Raw genomic sequence first — 20079 nt, forward strand, 5'->3', positions numbered from 1 at the left:
TCGCCCTCGGCGACCGAACCGGGTGCACCCCCATCGAACAGAACGGAGGAACGCTGTGTCCGAGAATCCGGCTCGGCCCTCACCCACCAACCGGGACGCCTGGTTGGGCCTGGTCGCCATCTCCCTCGGTGTCTCGCTGGTGGTCGTGGACTTCACCATCGTCAATGTGGTGATGCCGCCGATCATCGACGACCTGGAGATCTCGGCCTTCGGCGCTCAGTGGATCCAGGAGTCCTACGCGGTCATCCTGGCCGCCCTGCTGCTGGTGATGGGCCGCTTCTCGGACATCCTGGGAGCGCGCAGGCTGTTCATGGCCGGGACCGTGCTCTTCGGGCTGGCCAGCATCGCCGCGGCGGTGTCGCCCACCGGGGAGCTGCTGATCGCCAGCCGGTTCACGCAGGGCATCGGTGGCGCGATCATCATGCCGACGTCGCTGGCGCTGCTCAATCTGACCTTCCGGGGTCCGGACCGCGGCAAGGCGTTCGCCATCTGGGGATCGACGATCGGGGCGGCCGCCGCGGTCGGACCGCTGCTGGGCGGCCGGCTCGCCGACTACTCCTGGCGGTGGGCCTTCGGCATCAACATCGCGGTCGTCGCGCTGATCCTCGTCGGCGTCATGAAGTTCCTCCAGCCCTCCCCCCGCCAGCCGGGACGGATCGACGCCGTCGGCGCGGTGCTGTCGGTGCTGGGCCTCGGACTCCTCGCGTTCGCGCTGATCGAGGGACGCAACTACGGGTGGTGGGCACCGCGCAAGGACTTCGGTCCCTTCGGGGACGGCACGGGCCTGTCGGTCATCCCGGTCGCCCTGGTCGTCGCGGTGGTGTGTCTCGCCCTCTTCCTGTTCCTCCAGGTGCGGCTCACCCGGGGCAACGGCACGGCGCCGCTGATGGACACCTCGCTGTTCGGCATCAAGTCCTTCAGCACGGGCAACATCGCGACACTCATCATCGCCCTGGCCGAGTTCGGCATGCTCGCCGTGCTGCCGCTGTGGCTCCAGTACGCCCTGGACTACTCCCCGGTCCAGACCGGGCTGCTGGTCTTCGTCGTCGCGGTCGGCAGCTTCTTCGCGAGCGGCGCGAGCTTCGGCCTGGCCGAGAAGACCGGGCCCATCGGCCTGGTCCGGATCGGCCTGGTCCTGGAGGCCGCCGGCCTGCTGATGTTCGGCCTGCTGGCCAGCAGCAACTCCCCGTGGTGGGTCATCGCCATCGCCCTGTTCCTGTACGGCATGGGGGTCGGCTTCGCCACCGCCCAGGTCACCAACGTGGTCCTGGCGGACGTGCCGCCGCGGCAGGCCGGCCAGGGCTCCGGAATCCAGAGCGCCGCGCGCCAGCTCGGCTCCGCACTCGGTATTGCGGTCCTGACCTCGACGTTCTTCACGGCACTGGCCTCCGACCTGTCGGACCGGCTCGTCAAGCAGGGAACACCCGAGGCCGACGCCGACCAGCTGTCCTCGGCGGTCTCCGACAGCGCCGGCGCGATGATCTCCGGGCTGGGCGACAACCCACAGACGGCGTCCGCCGCCGACGCCGCCCGCGACGCGATGTCCCACGCGATCCGGATCAACGGCTACACCTGTGCCGCGCTGCTCGCCCTCGGCGTGCTGGCGACCTTCCTCATCCCCCGGCCCCAGCAGGGCGCCCGGCAGTGGGGAGAGGGCAACGCTGCCGACGCGGCACCGGACGCCGGGATCAACGCCGGCCGGACCCACGCCTAGTCGCGGCAGTCGTCGGCGAGCGAGGCTCGGGAACGTTCCCAAGGGGGTCGAGTGGGCCGGCGCGCAGTCCCTCGGAGAGGCGCCGTGCGTTCGACGAACCGTTGGGGAAAGGGGAACGCAGGCACGCGGGCCGTCCTGGTCGCGGTCGGCACCGTCAGGGCGGGGTGGCGGGACAGCCACACCGCCGCACCACCCGCCATGCACCTGCCCGGCCGGCACTCCGATGTACCTGTAGCGCCGGACACCGTCATACCGGGGTACCACAGAGGACTTGACACCCCGGTATGACGGTTTCCGGCCCTTCTCGCCCGTACCGTCGCCCCTGCTGAAAGCGAAGACGGAACCGATCGAGGAGGAACGGCGATGAACAGGCGAGGACGGACCGTGGCGGCGGTGCTGCTGGCGGCGACGGCGACGTTGGGCGTGGTCGGCGCACCGGGCGCGGTGGCGGCACCGGGGCGGGGCACCGAGCAGCAGGCCAGGGCCTGGCTGCCGCAGCCCACCGGTCCGTACCCGGTCGGCACGACGTCCCTGCAGCTCACGGACGACCGCCGGGACGACCCCTGGAAGCCCGGGCAGCACCGCAAGCTGATGATCAGCTTCTGGTACCCGACCACCCGGCCCGCCACCGGGAACGACCGCACGCCGTACATGCTCCCCGCGGCCGCCGATCACTTCGGCAGCGCCGGGAGCGTCGGCCAGAGCGAACACGAATTCGAGCCCGGCCGCACCGACTGGGCAGGCATCCGCACCCACGCCCGCGCCGACGCGCCCGCCCTCCCCGGCGGCAAACGGCCCGTCGTGCTGTACTCGGCCGGCTTCGGCGACCCGCGGACCTGGGGCACCGGCCTGGTGGAGGACCTCGCCTCGCGCGGCTACGTGGTGGTCACCGTCGACCACACCTACGAGGCTTCCGAGGTCGCCTTCCCTGACGGGGACCTCGCCACCTCCGTCATCCCCGCACTGATGGCCCAGCCCGGCCTCGACATGGGCGCCCTCCTGCGCAAGATGCTGCAGACCCGGGTCGACGACACCCGCTTCGTCCTGGACCAGCTCGCCGGGCTGCGACACGACAAGCAGCTGCCGGTCGGCCTCGCCGCCTCCCTCGACCTCGACCGGATCGGCATGGTCGGCCACTCCGGGGGCGGCTCCACGGCCCTCCAGACCATGCACGACGATCCGCGCCTCAAGGCCGGCGTCAACCTCGACGGCCAGCTGCACTTCCCCGGCCCGGACGGGAGGACCGGCGTCTTCCTGCCCAGCGTCGCCGAGGACGGCCTGACCCGGCCCTTCCTGCTCATGGGCACCCAGGACCCCGACTCCGGCAGCTACCACCGGCAGCCCGGCTGGGACGCCCTGTGGCAGCACAGCACCGGCTGGCACGCCGACGTGACCCTCACCGGCTCGCGCCACGGCTCCTACACCGACGCGCAGTCCCTGCTGCCCCAGCTCGCCCGCCAGGGTGCGATCAGCGGGGAGAAGCTGACCGAGGCCGTCGGCGACGTCCGCCCGGACCGCGCGGTGCCGGCCACCCGCTCGTACGTCGCGTCGTTCTTCGACCGCTGGCTGCGCGGCCACGACGACCATCTCCTGGACGGCCCGTCGCCGAGCTTCCCCGAGGTGGTCTACGAGCGGTGATGCGCAACCGGAGCCGTGCGTGACACGCGTGACGGGGGTGCAGCTTGTCCAGACAGTGGGGTGCCTGGTGTCTGTTCGGGGTGCCAGGTGCTCATCCGGGGCCGGGTCGGTGGGCCGGAGGGGCAGCAGCGGTCGTGCCGGAAAGGCCGATGGCCATTCAGCGGTCACGGGGCAGCAGATCGCGCAACGCCTCCCCGAAGGCCGTGAGCGGATACTGCTCGCTTCCGCAGCCGGGCATCTCCAGCTTCTTGAGCTGTCCGCCGACGATGTGGGACACCAGCGGTACGGGCAGGGCGTCCGGCCACAGGCCGGTCCGCTTGCCCTCGGAGAGCACGCGCCGGAAGGCACCGGTGGAGCCCCGCAGGCTCCGGCCGTTCGCCTTCAACTCATCGGCAGCGCACTCGCCTTGGCCCTCGACGACCTGGAGCAGGATCTGCTGTGCGCGGGGCGGCAGACGGTCGTAGTACGAGCGGGCCCGCTCCGGGGTCCAGCGGTCGTCGGGCACCGCGGTCACGACGGCGGCCGGCGTGGAGGCGAGGGCGAGCAGCTTCTCAAGCACCTCGGGGGTCGGATTCTCCACGGTGATCGTGATCTTCATGGCGGACACCTTGACAGCTTGAGGTACTGAACACAAATGACCTCGACAAACGTGTCGCAGACGTGCGGTCGGCGTACGGCACCGCCCACGCACGACGCCCGGCCGGGAAACCCCGGCCGGGCGCGTGCCGTGCTGTCCTCCGGTGGGTCGGGATCAGAACTCGGTGCTGACCGTGACGCCGCTGAAGTCGGTCACGGCGTACAGGCTGAGGTAGCGGTAGCCGGCCGTCGGGTTGGTGACGGTGAGGGACTGGGTGGTGCCGGCGCTGGTGGAGGAGGCGGTGTAGGCGCTCGGCGAGGCCCAGGTGCCCGGGTTGTAGTAGAGATGCGCGGTGCCGGTGCCGCCGGAGGTGGTGACCTTCAGGGTGGTGGTCCCGGCCGGCAGGTAGACGTACAGGTAGTCCAGGTTGCCGGCGGTCGCGGCGCGGCCGCTGCGCGAGCAGTTCCGGCCCATCGCGTCGGTGCGCTGCTCGGTGCAGGTCGGCAGGGTGGCCGGGGCGGCGGTCACGGTGACGGTGGCCGGGGTGGTGGAGATCCGGCCGCTGTCGTCGGTGGTGGTCAGGGCCACGGTGTAGCTGCCGGCCGCCGCGTAGGTGTGGCTCGGGTTGCGCTCGTCCGAGGAGGTGCCGTCGCCGAAGGTCCAGTGCCACGCGGTGATCCGGCCGGGGCCGGTCTGCACGGACCGGTCGTTCACGCTGACGGTCGCGCCGTTCACCGAGGTGTCGAACAGGGCCGTCGGGCCGGGGGCGTAGCAGGCACCGGCGGCGCAGGCGGTGAGCCAGGCGTCGAAGTCGGCGTCGTAGGAGGTGCCGAGGTTGTTGTAGACCGCGTAACCGCCGGTGTAGTCACCGACGCGGAACCGGGCCAGCATGGCCTGGACGTCGGCCGGGTGCTTCTCCAGCATGTACCGGGTGGCCAGGTAGCCCCACGGGTAGACGCGGGTCGAGTCCGAGTTGCCGGAGGTGCTCTGGAAGAGGGTGCTGAGCTTGTAGGTGTGCTTGGCGGCCTGGGTCATCGCGTCGGTGTCGGTGGCGCCGCGGTAGCTGTGCGAGACGTACTCGGCGAGGCCCTCGACCCACCAGATGTCGGGGACGGACATCTGGGTGCGGTAGCTGCCCTTCAGGTCGTGGATGCTGTCGAGGTAGTGGGTGTACTCGTGGTTGAGGTTCCACACCCGGGCGGGGTCGTTGTTGTTCCAGGTCTTCTGGTACATCACGGTCGCGGCCCGCGCGTTCGGGTCGGACGCGTCCATGACGGTCTGGCCGCCGTTGTCGGTGTCGTTGCCGAAGATCGCCCACGAGTAGGTGGTGTAGTCGGTCTTGTTGGCGAAGATCCCGAAGGTGACGTTCTTGGCGTACTGGTTCGGGATCGGCCCGTTGTCCTTGACCACGTTGTGGAAGAACGCGTCCTGCTTGCGCAGGCTGGCGCAGACGGTGGCCAGTTCGTCGGCCGACAGCGCCTGGGCCTGGATGGTGCGGTTGTCGCAGACCAGCTGGGTCGGCAGGACCACCGAGGTGAGCTTGGCGGGCAGGTTGCAGATGTCGTAGTACGAGCACTGGCCGCCGTTGTAGTACGCGGCCTGGACGGCCGTGTGCACGTACAGCGGCGCCGCGGGCGTCAGCAGCGGCGCGGAGTCCAGCACCTTCTTGACCAGCGGCTTGACCGCTGCCTCGACGGCGGGGCCGCTCCCGGCCATCCGGGCCAGGTCGTTGCCCGCGTTGGTGTCGAGGACGGCGTTGGGCCCGCCGAGCAGGTCCTTGTGGTTGATCGCGAAGTCGGCGAGGGAGTGGGCGAGGCTCGGGTCGGCGGCGACCGCCTTGACGAAGTCCGGGTTCGAGTTGCCTCGCCAGAGCGGGAACTGCAGAACGGAGTTGACCGCGCCGACCATCTTCGGGACCGCGTTGTAGGAGTTGTCGTAGTCGTCCAGTATCCGCTTGTAGACGCCCAGGTAGCCGGCCTGGACGTTGGCGCTGTCGGTGAGCCACACCACGTCCCTGAGCACGATGCCGTTGCTCTCGGTGACGTCGTGCCAGCGGGCGCCGGCGAAGAACGTGTCCAGGGCGGCCCTGACGGCGGTGGTGAGCTCGCCGGTGTACGGGCCGGCCGCGTCGGGGTAGTAGAACTGGATGTAGTAGCCCACCTGCAGGTAGAGGGCCAGCTGGAGGATGCCGGTCGAGTTGTCGCCGGTGTAGCCGGCCGCCAGGTCCTTGAAGGCGCCCGCGACGGACAGCATCCGGGACTGCTGGAAGATGCTCGGGTCGCCGCCACCGCTGCTGTACAGACCTCGGATGCACTCCGGGGTCGAGCTCTTGATGAACGCGATCAGGTCGGCCCCGGTGCGGCCGGCGAAGTCGGCCGGGGTGCAGCCCGGCGCGGCGGCGGCCGCGTCCGCGCCGGACGGGGCCCGCGTGGCAAGGGACTTGGGCTGGGCGGGGGCGCCCGTCGCGGCTGTGTCGGCCGGCCCGCCCATGAGGCGCTCGCCGATCAGCGCCGGGGGCAGCGGGACCGCGGGCGCGGCGGGTTCCTCGGAGCCCGCCGTCGTGCCGGTGGCGGACGGGCCGGCCGGCTTCGCGGCGCTGGGCGCAGCGGGTGCCGCGGCCGGGGCGGCGGTGACGGCAGCGGGTGCTGCGAAGGCCTGGGCCGGCAGCACGGCGGTGGCCGTGGCGCAACAGGCGACGACGCCGGCTGCGAGCGTGGAGAGTCTTGTGCGCAGGAGCACGCCGAGTCCTTCTTCGAGTGGGGGCAGCCCGACATGGAGTCGGGCTGAGTGAAGGAGATTTGGCGTGGATCCTGTCACCGACCGAAGGTCAGAACAATGTCACAGGTCATATGACACGTGAGTTTCGGCCACCTCCCCGCCCGCTGCGCCCCCACACGGCTGACCTGCGACGGCAGGGGCCGGGGTGGTGCGGCGTACGGGTGTCGAAGGTCCGTCGGATCACAAGCCGGGAGGTCCGCCCGCGGCCGCCCGGGCCGGCAGGCCGCGCGGAGTGGCCGATCTGCACCCCCGGCCCGGAAGGCCGTGGGGCCGGCCGGCGGCGGGTGGGCGGTAGCGGGCCCCACGCCCGGACGTGATGCGGCTCACACGCGACGGCCGATGAGTTTCCGGCCCGCCGCCGGTCCTATGAGCATGACCAACACGCCGACCCCCGCCGCCAAGGGCCCCGCCAGCTACTTCCCGTCCATCGAGAAGAAGCACGGGCAGCCCATCTCCCACTGGAAGGAGCTGATCCGCTCCTCGCCGCTGACCAAGCACATGGAGCTGGTCGCCTGGCTGAAGGAGGAGCACGGACTCGGCCACGGGCACGCGAACGCCCTCGTCAAGCACACGCTCGACGAGGGCGCGGAGTAGTACGGCAGCGGTGCCTACCATGACGAGGCTTCGGCTCCTGGGCCGCGGCCTCGTCGCTTGTCGTGGCTGGTTCGGCCGGAATCCTTGTCTGCGGTATCAGTCGCGATATTTGCACACATACGATGAGCACAAGCATGGGCGTTGCCAGGTAGGCAGTGACACTGGCGAAGGGGTCAGCGGCCTGCGCAATGGTCTTGCGCTCCACCTGGATGGGTGGCGCGATCCGCCGCCCGGTGGCCGCGTCCATCAGCAGGAGCCTGCCGTCCGTGGTGAGGACGGCCATCTCGCTGCCCTGCAGGGCCTCGACGGCCTCCACGCCCTTCTTGCGGGCGGGCGCGTCACCGTCCTCCCAGAGGAGGTCGGCCCGCCGGCGGGCCGGCGGTCGCCGGGCCTCAGCTCAGGCGGGGTTGCCCCCTGGGGGCCCGAGGGTCAGTCCTTGGCTCCTCTCCTCAGGCCGTCCAGCACCATGTCCGTCAAGCGCTCCGGCAGGTCCGGCTCGATCGGGCGGTGGCCGAGCAGGGAGCGGGTCTGGAGCGGGGAGCAGAGCAGCTCCAGCGCCAGGGCCGTGTCGGTGTCCGTCGGGAGCTCCCCCCGTTCGACGGCCCGGCTGACGATGGCGCCGGCCTGATCGAGGCGGGACTGCCAGAAGGCCTGCCAGGCCTCGGCGAGGTCGGGGTCGTCGGAGCTGAGCGAGGCCGCCCGGGCGACGGCGCGGCCGGTCGGGGTGGCGAGGTACCCGGCCAGCGCGCGGGCGAAGGCGGCCAGGTCGGTGCGAACGGCTCCGGTGTCGGGGACGGGGATGCCCTCGTCACTTCCGGCGAGCATGGCGTCCAGCCGGTCCGGTTCGTCCCACCGTCACCCGGCGGGCGCAGCAGCAGAAGTCACACACCGACTGACGACGAACCACCGGCCCAGGACGCTAGCAGGCCCCGGGGTTCAGCCAGCGGCGCAGGGCCAGGCAGAGGCGGCCCGTGGTCGGGCGGCCGGCGAGGACGGCTTCGAAGCGGCGGTGGTCGCGGACTGCCCGCAGCACCGCGACGTCGTGGGTACCGGGGGCGGGCGGGGCCGGTTCGGCGTGCTGGGCGGCCCGGTAACTGTCGAGGAGGTGCTGGTGCAGCGCGTTCATGCGCCCACCATGTACCCCGGCCGCCCCGTGCGTCCCGCCGATTGACGACCCCCGTCAAACGACACGGCGGCGCCCCCCGCCCGGCCGGGCGCAAGAGGGGCCCGGCACCATGGAGGGGTGAGCGTGACCATTGACATCACCGGACTGCCGCACGAGCGGATCACCTTCTGCCCCTCGCCGCTGGCCGAGCTCGGCAACGCGCTGCACGCGCTGGCCGAGCCCGCTCACCACGCCCGGCTGCACGCGTGGACGACGACGACCTCCGCCGCGCTCGGGCCGGAGCTGGCCGACCGGTTGCTGGAGGCCGACTTCATGTGGCGCTCGACGCGCTCCGACTTCCTGATGCCGGCCCGGCCGCGGGAGACCCTCGCCGAGGAGCTGGACGACCTCGACCGCATGGACGACGAGAAGTTCGTCGGCACGGCCCTGGAGATCTCCTGCAGCACCCACCACTACCCCAAGGGCCTGCCGTCACCGCTGGTCGACGACTGGTCGCGACGCCGCGCGCTCGACCTGGCGGCAGCCCGCGGCCCACGCCAGGCGGCGTTCGTCGAGCGGATGCTCGCCGATCCCACCGCCACTCGCGCATGGATACGACGGCTTCTGGAGGACTGCGACCAGGCGTTCTTCGCCGACACCTGGCGCCGCGTCCGCGTCCAGCTCACCGCCGACGCCCAGCACAAGACCGAGCTCCTGCGCCGCAAGGGCCTGGCGGAGGCACTCAGGGCGGCGTCACCGGCACTGAGCCTGGAGGAGGACGACCACGGCAGCCGCATCGTCGTCGACAAGCTGGTCCACGGCCGCACCGACGCCCGCGGCACCGCCGTCACGCTCCTGCCGAGCGTCTTCGGCTGGCCACACCTCTTCACCCTGTACGGGCCGGGCTGGCAGCCCGTGATCCAGTACCCGGCCGCCACCCACGAGGTCGGCGGCACCGAGCCCGTGGAGACGGTCAAGCTGCGCCTGGACGCGCTGACCCATCCCATGCGGATGAACCTGTGCCGCAACCTCGCGCGCGGCGCGTACACGACGAACGAACTGGCCGACGCGTACGGCATCACCGCCCCCGAAGTCTCCCGCCACCTCGCCGTCCTGAAGAAGGCCGGGCTGCTCATCACCCGGCGTCGGGGCCGCTACGTCCTCAACCAGCTCGACCTCTCGGTCGTGACCCGGCTCGGCAGCGACTTCCTGGAGTCCGTGCTGCGGTAGGGACGGCCGGGCGAGGCAGATCCCCACTCCCGACGAATGGGAGCACGCCTACGCGTTCGGCGCACGGAGCCTGTTCCCCTGGGGCGACCGCATGCCGACCCAATGGCTCGAACACGACGACACCCTTGTCATGCCCGACGGCGTCCGCGTCTCCCAGGCATCGCCGATGCTGTCGGGACTGCACACGGCCCAGGACTCCTACGAGTGGGAGCTGACCGCCGACCGCCGCGAGGTCCGCGGCGCCGATGGCGGCGGTACCGAGTGCGGCGGCGCACCTTGGTTCACCAAGTGGTTGATCCAGGCAAGCTCCTGTCGCGACCCCGAACAGGGCGACTTCGTCGGCCTGCGCTCCGCCGAGGACGTCTCCAGCTGAGCGATGCCTGCAGACCTGGAGCTCAAGCTCCAGGAGCGTGACGGTGACATCTCCGCGGCCCGCCCCGGCCGACGGGCCGATCTGCATCTGGACGTCGATCACCGGTCGGGATCCTCGTGGTCTGGGACCGGCCGGGTCCGTTGGGCCGGGAGGCCGGTGCGCTCGTTCTGCAGGTCCCACAGTTCCCTGAACCGGCCTGCCTCGTCGGCGACCAGCTCCGCGAACGTGCCCTCCTGGAGGACCTTCCCGTCTTCGAGGACCACGATCCGGTCGGCGACGGCCACGTTGGTGAGTCGGTGGGTGACCAGGACGACCGCCCGTTCCTGCGCGACCGCCCGCAGGTTCCGGAAGATCCTGTGCTCGGCGCGCGGGTCGAGGGCGGCGGTCGGCTCGTCCAGGACGAGCAGTCCGGCCTCGCGGTGGAACGCCCGGGCGATGGCCAGGCGCTGCCACTGGCCGCCGGAGAGTTCCTCGCCGCCCATCCACTCCACCGCCAGCAGGGTGGACAGGCCCCGGCGGAGCCTGGCGACGACGTCGGCCGCCCCGGAGACGTCGGCGGCGCGGAGCACCGCCGCGTCGCCCTCGTCGGTGGGCTGGCCCAGCGTGATGTTCTCGCGGCAGGTCAGCGGCCAGCGCGCGTAGTCCTGCGGGACCACGGCGACCTGGCGCCACAGGGCGTGCGGGTCGAGGTCACGGGTGTCGCGCCCGTCCCACCGCACTGATCCGGCATCGGGCAGGTACAGCCCTGCCAGGAGCTTGGAGAGGGTGGTCTTGCCGGATCCGTTCTCCCCCACCAGGGCCAGGATCTCGCCCCGTTCGACGTGCAGGTTCACCCCGTCCAGCGCCTTGCGGTCGGAGGCGGGGTAGGCGTATCCGAGGTTCTCCACCGCGATTCGCCGCGGTGCCTCGGGAGCTTCGGTGCCGCGCCTGGGCCGGTGGCCGCCGGCGGTGTCGAGGAAGCTCGACCAGTCGTCCAGGTACATGCCGGTGCGGAAGAGGTCCGCGCCGTAGCCGACGATGCCGCGCAGGCTGGTGCCGACCGCGGTCAGGGCGAACACGGCCGCGCCGCCGCGCGGCAGGCTCATCCGGCCGGTGCTGACCAGCCACAGCATCGCCGCCCACACCAGCGCGCTGCCGAGGCCGGACGCGGCGGCACCGATCACCGAGACCCGGGCGCTCTTCATCGCCGCCCGCCGGGAGCTGGCGTCCAGCCGCCGGCCGACCTGGTCGTACTTGGTGAGCAGGAACTCGCCCATGGTGTCGGAGCGGACCTGGTCGGCGTTGCGCTTGAGGTGGATGTACCAGCGCAGGTTCGCCATGATCCGGCGGTCGCCGACCGCGGCCCGGTTCGCCAGGAACTGCACCCGGGCGGCGTGCACCGAAGCGATTCCCTGGGGCAGCGCCGCGAGTACCAGCAGCGGCAGGAGGGCGGGGTGGAGCACGGTCAGCACGCCGGCCGCGGCGAGGAGCGAGGCGAGGGAGGCGAGCAGGTTCTGCGCCTCCCCGACGATGTCCACACAGACCTCGGCGCCACGGTCGGCGGCTTCCAGCTCGTCGTTGTAGCCGGCGTGGTCGTAGGCGGTCAGTTCGGCCGCCACGGTGGCGCGCAGCACCGCGGCTTCCGCCTCGCGGGAGATGCGCGGCGACAGGTGGATGGTGATGGTCCGGATCGTGATGCCCAGCAGGGAGCGGGCGCCGGCCGCCGCCGCGATCACGAGGATCGACGGTGCCGCGTGGGCGAGCTTGTCGCCGGTCTGGCCCGGGCCGAACAGCGCCGAGATCGTGCCGGTGGTCGCGAACAGGCCGGCCGCGCCGAGCACCGCGGACACGGCCTGGCAGGTCAGGAGCAGCGCGACGGAGGTGCGGTCGATGCGCCAGCCGAGGCGGAACGCGCGGACGACGAGCGCGGGCAGGCGGTGGGCCATCGCGCTGACACTGATCGCTTCGATCGCCTCGATGCGACGTCCGTCGGCGAGCCACTGCAGTTCCTCGTCGGCGGCCTCGGCTGATGGGGTCGTGGCACTCATGCGTTCACCTCCTTGTACGGGTCGCCGACCATCACGACGGGCGTGTTCACCACAGCTCCTCCAGACACGGACAGTGCGCGGGCATGTGAAGCCGCCGCATCGGCAGAATGGGGAGGCCCAAGTGGGCATCAACAAGGCCGAGTTGGGTCTACTTCACAGGCGGTGAGCGTCTGATGATGAGGTTGTTCGCGTGTGCTGTTCAAGCGGATTACCACTGGGCGAGCCCGGGTCGAACAGGGGGTTTTCGAGCACCCTTGAGGTGCTGCCCACAGCCACCTCCAGGTGCTCGCGAAGGGAGCGGGCCGGGTGCCGGAGCCCAGTGCCCAGGCGGCGGGAGCGCGTTCGAGTGCAGCTGTCCGGTCGAGCCCGAGGCGGTCACGGGCGCTCAGGTGGGCGAGGAGGCCGCGCAGTGCGTAGCCGTCGCTGGATTCACCCGTTCGGCTGGTCAGGCGCAGCGCGAGGTTTCGGGCGGCAGGCGTGTCCGGGGTGGAGGCATCGGGCGGCGGTAGTGCGCGGTGGCATGCCGGTCGCCGGGTCGGCACAGCGCGGTCAGCAGCGGGTGCTCCGCGAGGACGACGAAGTCGCCGGCCTCATCAGGCGCGAAGTACGCCTCACTCCCACAGTCCGGGAAGGCCGCGCCTGTCACGTTCCCGGAATTCCGTCGACCTGGAGGGTTGTTCAAAATCCCTCAAGGTCAGACGGGCGGCATCAGATCGCTCTCGCTGATGGTGTACGTCAGCAGGGGATAGACGAAGTCCGTTTCATTGTTCTCGCGGCGCCGCAGCCGGTAGAACTCGTGCCTCTGCTCGTCGTCGGCCGACATGAGGCGGGCGCCCTGCGGGAGGTACGCATGTCCGTCGCGAAACCGAACGAAGGTCTTCGACGTCCGGAAGGTCACACCCAACCATTGGTTGTCCGCCGCCTGGACGGGCTTGTCCAATACGATTTTGTGCCTGAATCGCCGATTCGAGTCGACGGAAAACGCGACGACACTGTTGTGAGCGAGGGGGATCTCGAACCCCTCGCCACCGGCCCCCTTCGATTCGAAGATCAGCTTCCTCGGCGGGCCCGCTTCGGGATGTCGGTAGCAGGAGAAGACGGCGATAAACGACTCGTCGGCCAGATCGAGGGCCTGGTCGGAATGGCCGCCCATGGTTGTGTAGGCGTTCGTGTAGGTCTCGATGAGAGCGTTGTTGAAGCCGACCGAAAGCGCCGCATGTTCTTGAATCCGTTGCGCCAGCCGTTCGTGTACTGTCCGGAAGTGCTGCGTCGGGCTGCTGTACCGAGTGGTAGTACGCACGAGAGGCACACCACCCGCCTCGTCGATCCTGGTAAGCGTGGCGCCTCGCCGGCCTTTTCCCACGTCTTCCAAACGAGCCGACGCGGACAGCTCCGCAAAGAGGTTCTCCTCGGCCGGCAGAGCGCACGAGAGGATCTCGTCCGAGATCCTAGACTCGGGGGGCAATGTAGTCTCCCGTGTTCATGCTGAAGAGAAATTCGTCGCCGTAATCAATGAAGGAGGAGGTCCTGTTCTCCTCGGCGTACAGCCTGCGCAGCTCGTCCATGCCGGCCGGCGTGGGTGGCCCCAGCTTCACCAAATCTCCGTCCACCTTGAGGAACGTGTGGCCGTTCTTGTGAACGGCTTCGGCGCTCGAACAGCGCACCACGTATCCCAGGCGGGTCGGGAGCAACTCGGCGTCCAATGCCGAGGGCCGGATTTCATGCGTATACAGGCGGTTGGTGGACAGCGGCATGAAGAACACGGAGCCGGGGTAGAGGGTCACGGTGAACTGCGCGGGGAGCGCGACACCGCCGCGTTCTTCGGCCGGCCCCTTGAGGCGAAAGTGGAGTTTGGTCAGCCCGCTGACACCCTTCACGCCGTGGTCGAAGGCATCTTCGGCCAGGGGCTGCAGCTTGTCGAGCCGGTCATAGAAGGTGCAGAAGGCCATGACGCCATTGGCAGGCATGTCCTTGGTCTTGTCGGCATGGGCCGAGATCTTGGCCTTGGACTGCTTGCGCTCGGCCGTCGCAAGGGTGTTGTGGTAGATCTGGGCGAGGACGTGATTCAGCGGTGCCTGGTTCCGGAAGACGGCGGCGGCCTCGCGGTTCAGGGCCTCGACGATGCGCGTGTCGGTCTGGCGAAAGCTCTCGGTCGGCCCCGACAGATTCGTGGAGCACCGGAGCAGGCGGAAATGCAGTTCGTCACCGTTTCGCGTGACGGGCGTCAGGTAGATTCCGCTGCGATGGGCTGTCCCAGGTTTGGTGGACTCCGTCAGGAACTGGAACGCGTGCTCCGCACGGATCCGTCCGAAGTGATCGGCGCCGAGTCCGAAAAAGCGGCGGTAGTACACGCCGACGCCGTGTACGCGGATGGGAACTCGGCCGAGGTCGACGAGGGTCCAAGGTTCGTCGACGTCCTCGTGGTAACCGTGCGACAGCTCCCGGACAACGAATACCCGGGCAGCCGCACGCAGTTGGCGGCCGCTGATCCCGGATACATCGCCACACAGGTAGACGGTCTTCTGCGCGAGGTCGGGCGAACCAGAAGCAAGGTCCTCCGGCGTGATCGTGGACCCGAAGAAGTCCCTGATCAAGCCATGATCTTGCAGCATCGAAGGCACAACCAAGATGTTGCCCGCATCCTCGACGCAGGCTTCTGTCAGCTCTGTTGCGCACATCAAACGATACCTGCCATTCGCAGATCTTGGTGAATTGCCCAAAACAGTTGACATGGCAACGGCCCGCACTTTTCATTCACGTCGCGAAACGTGAACGAAAGGAGACGGACCGTTGAACCTTGATGCTCTCACGGGGGCTCGACAGCGGGCAACGGGTTCTGCTGTACGGGCGGTGTACGGAACTGCTCGGTGAGGTCGTGAGGCCGGGCGGGCGGCCCGCGGCGATCGGGCCGTACCAGTCGGTGATGCCGGTGGTGTGATGCGCAAGAACCTCACGCAGGAGCTCGCGGGGAGGAATTGTCAGTTCTTGTGGATGGGCTGGTCCAGCACGCTGCGGCAGTGTGCCCAGGCCGGCTCGGACAGCAGCGGCCTCCACCGGGTGAAAAGGTCAAGTAGGTCGGCGCCGTAGCGGATGCGGACTTCTGGGCTGATCGCGGCGATGTCCAGCTCGTTGGCGGCGGTAAGTTCAGCGAAGTCCCGACGCGCTTCGAGGCTCGGATACATCGGTGCGCCGGTGAACCGATCGACGAATGCGCCTTGGCTGTCGGCCAGTCCGCGGTAGGAGGACTTGCGGTCGCAGGAGGCGTAGAAGTAGACGAGTGCTTCGGCCTCGGTGCCGATCGCCTCGACCAGTTCCGCCCGGCGCCCCAGGTCCAGCAGCGCGACCGGGAACCCATCGGTCCCGTACAACGCGTGACACAGCCCAGCCGACACCAGCACCGAGCGAGCGCCCCACGAGGCGAGAAGGTCGCTGACTCGCTGCAGGTGCGCCAGCAGCGTTCCGCCGGGGTGCTCGATCCCTTCGGCTCCGGCCGCCTGCAAGATCGCCAGCGCCTCTGCGGTCATCTCAACATCACCCATCCGAACGATCGCCGCATGATCTGAATCAACCATGATCGTAGGGCGGAAAACTGCCGATCATGCTGCAATCGCGTCAGCTCGTTCGACCAACAGCCCGCGTTCGAAGCGCGCTCCGGCGCGGCGCCGGGGCCGGTCGTGGCCTCGGAGACCACGACCGGCCCCAGGTCGAACGTGCCAGGTCGTGCGGGCCCCGGGGTGCTCGACGGTCGTCGGGTCTGTGGAGGTGGCGGCGCTCTCGCTCTGGGCAGGTCCCCCGATGGCGTGCGGCTGATCGATGCACGCCGCCGGTCAGCAGGGCGCCTCGGTCAGGCGTTCCTGCCGCGGGCGGCCACGCGCCAGCGGTCCACCATCGTGCCGCCGCTGACCACGGCGACGTCGTCGACGAGGTTCACCGCGACGCAGACGTGGTTGGGGATCACGCGCAGCCGCTCGCCGAGCGCGGGCAGGTCGCTGTCGTCGGGCCAGAACACGGTGGCGTGGTGCTCGGACAGCGCTGTGATGCGGGCTTCCGGGTGGTCCATGAGCCGGCCGAAGCCCGTCGCCCAGGCGGGTCGGTCACCGCCGAGGACCTTACTGCCCGAATCCAGGACGACCCGTCGGGGCGTGGTGCCGTCTCCCTCGTGCCTGCTGACGACGGTCGCCGCGACCGTCAGCGCGATGTCCGCCATGGTGCACCGTCCGAGTTCGAGCTGCTGGGCGTCGCCGAACACGTAGACGCCCGGCCGCGCCTCGGTGACCGCCGAGGCCCCCGTCAGCTCCGCGGTCGGGGTGGATCCGCCGCTCACCCGCGTGACCTCGAAACCTGCGGCGGCAAGCAGTTCGGAGGCCCGCCCGAGGGCCTGCTGCTCTTCCTCGGCCGCCTTCGCCGGCATGCCCGGCGCGTAGCCGTGGCCCGGGAAGGTGAACACCCCCCCGACTCGCAGCCCGGCACGGGCCGCTGCCCGGGCCACCTCCACGGCCTGTTCCGGGTGGACGCCGCTGCGGTGGTGCCCGCTGTCGATCTCCACCATGACCTCGATGTCGCCGGCCGCGGCCCCGAGGTGGCGGCCCGCCGCCTCCGCGGCTTCGACGGAGTCCGTTCCGATCGCGATCCTCGCCCTGGTACCGAGCCGGCGCAGGCGCTCCGCGTGCCGGGGCCCGATCCAGAGCGGATAGGCGATGAAGAGGTCGGTGGCGCCGTGCTCGGCGAAGACCTCGGCCTCCCCGATGGTCGCCACCGTCAGCCCGACGGCCCCCGCCGCGAGCTGCCGCGCGGCGATCTCCGGCATCTTGTGGGTCTTGGCGTGAGGGCGCAGCTGCAGGCCCTTGGCCCGTAGTGTCGCTGCCATGCGCTCGATGTTCCGTTCGAGCACGTCCAGATCGACCATGATGTCCGGGGTGTCGATCTCTACCGGGATTCTGCTCATCTGCTACCTTTCCGACTCGAATCACGCCGAACGTATTCTTGCTCCACGAGGGTCAGTTCGGGCAATTCGTTCGGAGCACCTCGTCGGGCCAGGCACTCAACGGCAGGGTCGGCGACCAGCGCAGGACGAGCGAGATGCGCTCCTCGGGGGTGTCCCCGCCGTGCCCCTCCCCCGTCGAGGTGCCCGTGGTCGGCCCCGACCACGACCATCGCCGGACTCACCTTGCCCTGGAACTCCGGCGTCGTCGAAGGACGCGCCAACCGCGTCAAGATGCTCAGACGCCGGCCGGAACCCACTCTCGTGAGCAGACCCACACCGCTCGACGTGGTTGCGCTGGCGGCGGATCCGAACAGCCCCGGGCGCGGCCGCGGCGCCGGCCCGAACCGACGCGACCGGCCGCGGCGCCGGCCCGCACCGACCGGCCTGTACCACCGCTACGACGGGCGCTACGGGCTGATCACGCCCGCCGGGTAGCGGACCGCCCCCGGCAGCCGTCGGGGTCCGGCCGGGAGCAGGGAGCAGGGAGAGGAGCCGGGGACGGTGTGGGGCCGCCCCCGGCTCCCCGCGTTCCGCGTTCAGCGCAGGACGGCGAGTTCGGCCACGACGGCGCGGTGGTCGCTGCGCGGGAGGGCGTGCTCGGAGACGTCGACGGCGGTCAGCGCGGGCCCGTGCAGGACGTGGTCGATCTGGATCACGGCCGGGACGCGGTAGTCGGGGTGGTCCTGGGGCCAGGTCGGGAAGAGGCCCGCGCCGAGCTCCTCGTGGGTGTCGGCCAGGCCGGTGCCGATCAGGTCGCGCATCGGCTTGTGGTCGAGGGTGGCGTTGAAGTCGCCCAGCAGGACCGCGTTGCGGGTGCGCCCGGGCGCTGCGGCGCGCAGGTCGTGCAGTCCCTCGGCCCAGCGGCGGGCGTCGCCGAGCGGGTAGTAGGTGTGCACGGCGACCAGCTGCACCGGGCGGCCGCCGACATCGACGGTCAGGTTGGTGGTCGGCCAGGCCGGGTCGGCGGCGGAGCTGACGGGCAGCCGGGTGTAGAGCGCGGTGTCGGTGCCGGCCGGCCGCTCGCGGTGCGGCAGCAGGGCGCGGATGCCGGCCGCGTCCAGCGCGTCGGCGGCTGAGTCGCTCTGCTCCTCGACCGCGAGCACGTCGATCCGCTGGTCGCGTACCAGGTCGACCAGGGACTTCGGCGAGACCTGCCCCATGAAGTTGTTGCTGGTCGCCACCCGCAGCCGGGCCGCGTCGGCCGGCGCTTCGGCCCCGTCCGGAACGAGCCGGGGTACCAGCCACCACAGTTGCAGCACCACCAGCGCGGCCGCGACCCCGGTCAGCCACCGTTCGCGCAGCACCGCCACCGCCGCCAGCAGCAGCACGCTGAGCAGCGCCGCATACGGCAGCCCGGCCATCGGCAGGGCCCACACCGTGCCGTCGTCCCACCCGAACAGCCGCACCACCGCGAGCGCGGCCGGGCCCAGCAGCAGCACCCCGCACCCGATCAGCGCGGCGAGACGCCAACGGCCTCTGCCAGCGGGCGACGCGCTCTCCGACGTACCGTCCGTCACGGTGCTCCTTCCAGGGGAGGCGGCCGACAGCCGTGATCACCGGCCGCCGTCGTGAAGGACGGACGCCCGCGCCCAGGGCCCGGTTCCGCGTCACCGGTCGAAGCCAGGGCGCGGGACGTCGATGCGCGGAGCGGCCGGCGCCCCGGGCCGTGGAGCCCATCTCCGGGCGGACCATCCCGAGCACCTGCCCGGCGGCGTCCGGTCCGGCCGTGCCTTCCCGACTCCAGGTCCTGTGCCGGGCGGCGGTGCTGCCGTCCGAGGCGACCAGGCCGTGCAGCGCGAGGTCGCCGAGCGCTCAGGTCTGGCATGGCCAGAGCCGTTTGAATGAAGGTCTGAGACAGCCACATGGCGGCGCCTCTCACACTCGCTACAGTTCGCATGCATCGCACTCCCGCCAGCAGGGGATACGGCCATGACCAGCGAACCCGCCACCACTACCGCCGATCGCCTCAAGAACGGCCTCGGAGTCTTCCTGGTCGTCTTCGTCGCCGCCTTGAACTTCCTGGGGCTGCGCGACGCCGAGGTGGCCTCCGTCCTCCGCAACTCCGCCGACAAGGCCGCACTGACGGGCGGATTGATGCTGCTCGCCGTGGGGGCCGCTGTGACGGCCGTGGTCGTACCGGATCACACGCCGATGCGCCCCTACTACGCGCCACCGATCTTCGCCGCATGCATCGGGCTGGCCTCAGTAGTGATCTGTTTCATCAACAACCCGTTGACCCAGCCGGGCGCGGTGACCGCCGACTGCTCCACTGCTGTGTGGGCGTCCGCCGGCCTGTTCCTCGGCGCGGCAACCATCGGCATCGTCTGGCGAAGTCGGTGGCTGCGCCAGACGGATGAGCAGAAAAGGCCTCATTGGGACCTCGTCTCAGTCCTCGTGGTCTGTGCAGTGCTCCTCACGTCTGTTGCGACGTTCTCGGCCGGCCGGCTGGAGGCCGAAAGTCAGCTCACATCGTCCTATCCGCAGGTTTCGGCCACGATGAAGCACAACGGCACGACCGAGGACCTGGCGGTGACCGTCTCCGGATCGAAACTCGCCAACGGCGACAAGATCGGTGTCATCGTCCAGGGAATCCCGCATGACAGCGCCACATTCAACCTGATGCAGATGTGCCCCCCGCCCCAACGCCTTGACTCCTGCCTGGAAGCCAGAGTGTGTAACACCATCCACGCGAGTCCCTGCGAGGTGCTGGCCAGCCACGAGTTCGAACCCAGCAGTACAGGAGAAGTCACCGGAACGGTCGAGCTCCCGGTCACCAACGACCGCTACCAGTTCATCGACGTGCGGGCCCAGATCTGCGAACTGGACGGCCCGACGGCGCCACCCACGCCTTCCCCTGCTCCAGCGCACGTGGCCAAGAAGGCCCATGAGCCCTGCTACTACCAACCCGGCTACAAGCTGGCCTCGGCATTCCTTCGGGTTCCACCGTCGGACCCGACGGCAAGCCCTCGATAACGGGATGCACCCTTCGGCGGGAGGCCAGGGCGCAGCGGCGGGCAGCGGGCACGAGGCCGGCAAATCCAGCAGCGGACGCCGTCCGG

17 protein-coding genes are annotated in these 20079 nt (G+C 70.3%); 7 read left to right on the forward strand and 10 right to left on the reverse strand.

Annotated elements, in window-relative coordinates; genetic code table 11:
* Positions 1 to 55 precede the first annotated feature (55 nt).
* Both ACIRRH_RS30835 and ACIRRH_RS30840 read left to right on the forward strand, forming a co-directional pair.
* Positions 56 to 1714, forward strand: coding sequence for an MFS transporter (locus ACIRRH_RS30835; RefSeq protein ID WP_403073926.1), 1659 nt, complete (start codon positions 56 to 58; stop codon positions 1712 to 1714).
* Positions 1715 to 2077: 363 nt separating this feature from the next.
* Complete coding sequence (locus ACIRRH_RS30840; RefSeq protein ID WP_403073928.1) at positions 2078 to 3352, forward strand: alpha/beta hydrolase family protein; 1275 nt, start codon at positions 2078 to 2080, stop codon at positions 3350 to 3352.
* Positions 3353 to 3509: 157 nt separating this feature from the next.
* On the opposite strand, the gene ACIRRH_RS30845 is transcribed toward ACIRRH_RS30840, so the two are convergent.
* Together ACIRRH_RS30845 and ACIRRH_RS30850 are read right to left on the reverse strand one after the other, a co-directional pair.
* Positions 3510 to 3950, reverse strand: a complete 441-nt coding sequence (locus ACIRRH_RS30845; protein ID WP_403073930.1) for a hypothetical protein — start codon at positions 3948 to 3950, stop codon at positions 3510 to 3512.
* A gap of 153 nt (positions 3951 to 4103) precedes the next feature.
* Positions 4104 to 6668 (reverse strand): collagenase, encoded by a 2565-nt coding sequence (locus tag ACIRRH_RS30850; protein WP_403073932.1) that lies wholly within the window; start codon positions 6666 to 6668, stop codon positions 4104 to 4106.
* Between the two features lie 411 nt (positions 6669 to 7079).
* Between ACIRRH_RS30850 and ACIRRH_RS30855 the strand changes: the two genes are divergently transcribed.
* Positions 7080 to 7301, forward strand: coding sequence for a DUF4287 domain-containing protein (locus ACIRRH_RS30855; RefSeq protein ID WP_403073934.1), 222 nt, complete (start codon positions 7080 to 7082; stop codon positions 7299 to 7301).
* Between the two features lie 429 nt (positions 7302 to 7730).
* Here the strand turns inward: ACIRRH_RS30855 and ACIRRH_RS30860 are convergent, their stop codons facing one another.
* Positions 7731 to 8126 (reverse strand): TetR-like C-terminal domain-containing protein, encoded by a 396-nt coding sequence (locus ACIRRH_RS30860; protein WP_403073936.1) that lies wholly within the window; start codon positions 8124 to 8126, stop codon positions 7731 to 7733.
* A gap of 94 nt (positions 8127 to 8220) precedes the next feature.
* Entirely contained in the window at positions 8221 to 8427 is a 207-nt protein-coding gene (locus tag ACIRRH_RS30865) for a hypothetical protein (RefSeq protein ID WP_403073938.1), read from the reverse strand.
* Positions 8428 to 8544: 117 nt separating this feature from the next.
* On the opposite strand from ACIRRH_RS30865, the gene ACIRRH_RS30870 reads away from it, so the two are divergent.
* Positions 8545 to 9636, forward strand: a complete 1092-nt coding sequence (locus ACIRRH_RS30870; protein WP_403073939.1) for a DUF5937 family protein — start codon at positions 8545 to 8547, stop codon at positions 9634 to 9636.
* Positions 9637 to 9727: 91 nt separating this feature from the next.
* Positions 9728 to 10009: a hypothetical protein gene (locus ACIRRH_RS30875; protein ID WP_403073941.1), complete on the forward strand. Its 282-nt coding sequence runs from the start codon at positions 9728 to 9730 to the stop codon at positions 10007 to 10009.
* A gap of 98 nt (positions 10010 to 10107) precedes the next feature.
* Here the strand turns inward: ACIRRH_RS30875 and ACIRRH_RS30880 are convergent, their stop codons facing one another.
* The 5 genes from ACIRRH_RS30880 to ACIRRH_RS30900 form a co-directional block, all read right to left on the reverse strand.
* The gene (locus tag ACIRRH_RS30880) at positions 10108 to 12036 is read right to left on the reverse strand and encodes an ABC transporter ATP-binding protein (RefSeq protein ID WP_403073943.1); all 1929 of its coding nucleotides are present in this window, start codon (positions 12034 to 12036) and stop codon (positions 10108 to 10110) included.
* Between the two features lie 694 nt (positions 12037 to 12730).
* Entirely contained in the window at positions 12731 to 13501 is a 771-nt protein-coding gene (locus ACIRRH_RS30885) for an alpha-ketoglutarate-dependent dioxygenase AlkB (RefSeq protein WP_403073945.1), read from the reverse strand.
* Positions 13485 to 14714, reverse strand: a complete 1230-nt coding sequence (locus ACIRRH_RS30890) for a hypothetical protein (protein ID WP_403073947.1) — start codon at positions 14712 to 14714, stop codon at positions 13485 to 13487. Before ACIRRH_RS30890 ends, ACIRRH_RS30885 begins: the two co-directional genes overlap by 17 nt.
* 300 nt (positions 14715 to 15014) lie before the next feature.
* Complete coding sequence (locus tag ACIRRH_RS30895; protein WP_403073949.1) at positions 15015 to 15608, reverse strand: DUF6817 domain-containing protein; 594 nt, start codon at positions 15606 to 15608, stop codon at positions 15015 to 15017.
* 272 nt (positions 15609 to 15880) lie between these two features.
* Positions 15881 to 16981, reverse strand: coding sequence for a D-TA family PLP-dependent enzyme (locus ACIRRH_RS30900; RefSeq protein WP_403073951.1), 1101 nt, complete (start codon positions 16979 to 16981; stop codon positions 15881 to 15883).
* Between the two features lie 300 nt (positions 16982 to 17281).
* On the opposite strand from ACIRRH_RS30900, the gene ACIRRH_RS30905 reads away from it, so the two are divergent.
* Positions 17282 to 17455 (forward strand): hypothetical protein, encoded by a 174-nt coding sequence (locus tag ACIRRH_RS30905; protein ID WP_403073953.1) that lies wholly within the window; start codon positions 17282 to 17284, stop codon positions 17453 to 17455.
* A gap of 101 nt (positions 17456 to 17556) precedes the next feature.
* On the opposite strand, the gene ACIRRH_RS30910 is transcribed toward ACIRRH_RS30905, so the two are convergent.
* Positions 17557 to 18537 carry an endonuclease/exonuclease/phosphatase family protein gene (locus ACIRRH_RS30910; RefSeq protein ID WP_403073955.1) on the reverse strand — a complete coding sequence of 327 codons (981 nt, stop codon included), beginning with the start codon at positions 18535 to 18537 and terminating at the stop codon, positions 17557 to 17559.
* 412 nt (positions 18538 to 18949) lie between these two features.
* On the opposite strand from ACIRRH_RS30910, the gene ACIRRH_RS30915 reads away from it, so the two are divergent.
* Positions 18950 to 19993 (forward strand): hypothetical protein, encoded by a 1044-nt coding sequence (locus ACIRRH_RS30915; protein WP_403073957.1) that lies wholly within the window; start codon positions 18950 to 18952, stop codon positions 19991 to 19993.
* The last annotated feature ends 86 nt before the right edge of the window (positions 19994 to 20079 follow it).

The sequence above is a fragment of the Kitasatospora sp. NPDC101235 genome (assembly GCF_044767505.1).
Lineage (GTDB): Bacteria > Actinomycetota > Actinomycetes > Streptomycetales > Streptomycetaceae > Kitasatospora.